Origin of the sequence: Nocardioides sp., from assembly GCF_035503875.1 — a bacterium.
Taxonomy (GTDB): Bacteria; Actinomycetota; Actinomycetes; order Propionibacteriales; family Nocardioidaceae; genus Nocardioides.
This window is the reverse complement of the sequence record NZ_DATJTA010000035.1, coordinates 1-3,680: the sequence shown is the minus strand read 5'-3', so window position 1 is coordinate 3,680 and position 3,680 is coordinate 1. Positions and strand designations below refer to the sequence as shown.

3 protein-coding genes and 1 pseudogene are annotated in these 3,680 nt (G+C 72.4%); 3 read left to right on the top strand and 1 reads right to left on the bottom strand.

Annotated features, from left to right (window positions below):
* From VMF51_RS07975 to VMF51_RS07965, 3 genes are all read left to right on the top strand, one after another.
* The coding region (locus tag VMF51_RS07975) for a proline dehydrogenase family protein (protein WP_325473882.1) at positions 1 to 781 on the top strand (781 nt) is incomplete at its 5' end.
* 22 nt (positions 782 to 803) lie between these two features.
* The gene (gene proC, locus VMF51_RS07970) at positions 804 to 1,607 is read left to right on the top strand and encodes a pyrroline-5-carboxylate reductase (protein ID WP_325473881.1); all 804 of its coding nucleotides are present in this window, start codon (positions 804 to 806) and stop codon (positions 1,605 to 1,607) included.
* A gap of 38 nt (positions 1,608 to 1,645) precedes the next feature.
* On the top strand, positions 1,646 to 2,758 hold the full coding sequence (locus tag VMF51_RS07965; RefSeq protein ID WP_325473880.1) for a hypothetical protein: 1,113 nt from the start codon (positions 1,646 to 1,648) through the stop codon (positions 2,756 to 2,758).
* Between the two features lie 727 nt (positions 2,759 to 3,485).
* Here VMF51_RS07965 and VMF51_RS07960 read toward each other — a convergent pair.
* Positions 3,486 to 3,680 (bottom strand): annotated as a pseudogene (locus VMF51_RS07960) (hypothetical protein); the annotation flags it as partial.

Sequence of the window (3,680 nt, the reverse complement as noted above, 5' to 3'; positions counted from 1 at the left end):
CGACCACCTCGGGGAGGACACGACCGACGCGGCCGCCGCGGGCGAGGTGGTGCAGGCCTACCGCACCCTTCTGGTCCAGTTGCACGACGCGGGCCTCACCGGCCGGCTCGGACCGTTGAGCGCCCGCGCCGAGGTCAGCGTCAAGCTCAGCGCGGTAGGGCAGGCGCTCGGCGCGGACGGCGAGAAGATCGCGCTCGAGCACGCGCGCGACATCTGCTCGGCCGCCGAGGCCGTCGGCGCGACGGTCACCCTCGACATGGAGGACCACACCACCACCGACTCGACGCTGATGATCCTGCGCGAGCTGCGCAAGGACTTCCCCGAGACCGGTGCGGTGCTCCAGGCCTACCTCCACCGCACCGAGGCCGACTGTCGCGCCCTGGCCTACGAGGGCTCGCGCGTGCGCCTGTGCAAGGGCGCGTACGACGAGCCGGCCGAGGTCGCCTTCCAGAGCCGGCTCGAGGTGGACAAGTCCTACGTCCGCTGCCTGAAGGTGCTGCTGGCCGGCCAGGGCTACCCGATGATCGCCACGCACGACCCCCGCATGATCAGGATCGCCTCGTCCCTGGCCGCCCGCAACGGCCGGGCTGCGGGCAGCTACGAGTTCCAGATGCTCTACGGCATCCGGCCCGAGGAGCAGCGCCGCCTGGCCGGCAAGGGCGAGCGGATGCGCGTCTACGTGCCCTACGGCACCGAGTGGTACGGCTACCTCATGAGACGTCTCGCGGAGCGACCGCAGAACCTGACATTCTTCGTCCGGTCCCTGATCTCCAAGAAGTAGAGGCTCCCGCACCGTGAGCACCGTGAGCACGACCGCGATCATCGGCGCCGGCGTCATGGGCGAGACCCTCCTGTCGGGACTGGTCCGCGCCGGCCGTCCCGTCGACGAGCTCCTGGTCGGCGAGAAGCGCGCCGACCGCGCCCACGAGCTGCAGGAGCGGTACGGCGTCTCCGTGGTGTCCAACCTCGACGCGACCGCCCGGGCCGACACCGTCGCCCTGGTCGTCAAGCCGCAGGACATGGGCGCGCTGCTCGACGAGATCGGGCCCGCCGTCCGTCCCGGACAGCTGGTCGTCTCGCTCGCCGCCGGCATCACCACCGGCTTCCTGGAGTCCAGGCTGCCCGACGGCGTGCCGGTGGTGCGGGTCATGCCGAACACCCCCGCCCTGGTCGACGAGGGCATGGCCGCGATCGCCCCCGGCACCCACTGCGACGACGAGCACCTCTCGGTGGCCGAGGGGCTCCTCGGCTCGACCGGCCGCGTCCTGCGGGTGCCCGAGCGACAGATGGACGCCGTCACGGCGATCTCCGGCACCGGCCCGGCCTACGTCTTCTTCGTCGTGGAGTCGATGATCGAGGCCGGCGTCCACCTCGGGCTCCCGCGGGCGACCGCCACCGACCTCGTCGTCCAGACCGTCGTCGGCTCCGGGAAGATGCTCCGCGAGACCGGCACCCACCCGACCGTGCTGCGCGAGCAGGTCACCTCGCCCGCCGGCACCACCGCCGCCGCGCTGCGCGAGCTCGAGGTCCACAAGGTCCGTGCCGCGTTCCTCGCCGCGATGGAGGCGGCCCGCGACCGCTCGCGCGAGCTGGCCGAGGGCAGCTGATCCGGCTGGGCGGGCGACGCGCCGGTCTGGCCGCGCTGGTGGTCGCAGTGGTCGCGGGCGCCCTGCTCGGCACGGTGTGGCTCGGCGGTGAGCGCGACGACTCCCGGCCGTCATCCGGAGGGGAGTGGCGCGAGCTGGCGCCGATGCCGCTGGCACCGCGGTACTCCCCGGTGGCGGTGTGGACCGGCGACGAGGTGCTGGTCGTCGGAGGCGGCACCGGCTCGCCCTGCCCGCCGAACGCGAGCTGCACGCAACCCGAGGTGATGGCGCGCGACGGGGCGGCGTACGACCCGGACACCGATGCCTGGCGCCCGATCGCCGAGGCGCCGACCGGTGTCGGCTACTGGTTCCGCCCGGTCGTCGTCGGCGACGTCCTGGTTCTGTTCGGCGACGATCGCTGGTGGGCCTACGACGTGGGCGACGACGCGTGGCGCGCGCTGCCCGCCCCGCCCCGGCGGGTCGAGGACACCGGCGTACTCTCCGCGCGCGACGGCCGGGTGTACGCCGTCGCCCGCTCCGGGCGGATCCTCGTCCTCGACGTAGCCGGCGAGTCCTGGTCGCTGCTGCCGACCAGCCCGCACCGCCCCGCACTGCGCCTCAGCTCGGCGCTCGCCACGCAGGACGGCGTCCTGGTCTCGGGCACCACCGCCGAGCCCACCGGGGACGGCGACACCCCCGAGTTCACCGTGGTGGAGCGCTGGGACGGCTCCCGGTGGACCCGACTGCCCCCGACGGACCAGGTCGGCCCGTTCCGGCACTGGACGGGCGAGCGCCTCGTCGAGCTGGACCCCCAGGTCGCGACGGGCCTCGACGGCCGGCCACCCTTCGGCGGGCGGCTGGATCCGACCACGGGCGAGTGGACTCCACTCCCGAACGCCCCCGGCCCGCACGCGCCGAGCCCGAGCAACCTGCGCTGGACCGTCGTCGCCGCCGAGGGCCAGCTTATGGCCGGCTGGGGCTATGCGTACGACGACCGCACCGAGCGCTGGACCCCCCTCGACCAGCCGCACGGCACCGACGTCGACGCCCAGCAGTCCGCGGTCTGGGCGGACGGCGACCTGGTCGTCGTCGGCGGCTACGACAGCGAGACGGCCTACGAGAACCCCGCCGGCCTGACCAACCACGCGTGGGCCTGGACACCAGACCCCTAGCCTCAACCGGCGTCCGGGGAGGCCGGCCCTGACGCTGGTTGAGGTGTGAAGGACGGAGTCCTGAGCCTCGAAACCCGGCGAGTCGAGAAGCAGCCTCTGGGCGTCGCCGTCGTTCGGCTCACCCGGTTTCGAGGCTCGCTTCGCTCGCACCTCAACCAGCGTCGGGGGAGGGCAGGCCCCGTCGCTGGTTGAGGTGTGAAGGACGAAGTCGTCGCGCCCCCGCTGGTTGAGGTGCGAAGGACGAAGTCCTGAGCCTCGAAACCCGGCGAGCCACGAAGCAGCCTGTAGTCGTCGCGGTCGTTCGGTTCACCGGGTTTCGAGGCTCGCTCCGCTCGCACCTCAACCAGCGTCGGGGAGGGCAGGCCCCGTCGGTGGTTGAGGTGTGAAGGACGAAGTCGTCGCGCCCCCGCTGGTTGAGGTGTGAAGGACGAAGTCCTGAGCCTCGAAACCCGGCGAGCCGGGAAGCAGTCTCTGGTCGTCGCGGTCGTTCGGTTCACCGGGTTTCGAGGTTCGCTTCGCTCGCACCTCAACCGGCGTCCGGGGAGGGCGGGCACCGTCGGTGGTTGAGGTGTGAAGGACGGAGTCCTGAGCCTCGAGACCCGGCGCGCCGAGAAGCAGCCTCTGGTCGACGCGGTCGTTCGGTTCACCGGGTTTCGAGGCTCGCTCCGCTCGCACCTCAACCAGCGTGGGCAGGGCGTGCCTGTAGCCCTGCCGGGCGATGTGCCGGTCAGGGCTGCAGGGTGTCGAGCGGGATCGTGCCGTGGTGGTCGCGTCCGAAGACGAGCCCGTTCGGACTTCGCCAGACGAACGAGGTGTCGTCGACCTTGTCGTAGCGCCATCGCGTATGGGTCTTCGCCCGGTGATGTCGCCGGCACAGGGGTGCGATGTTGCAGTCGCAGGTCGGTCCACCGCGCGCGGCGGG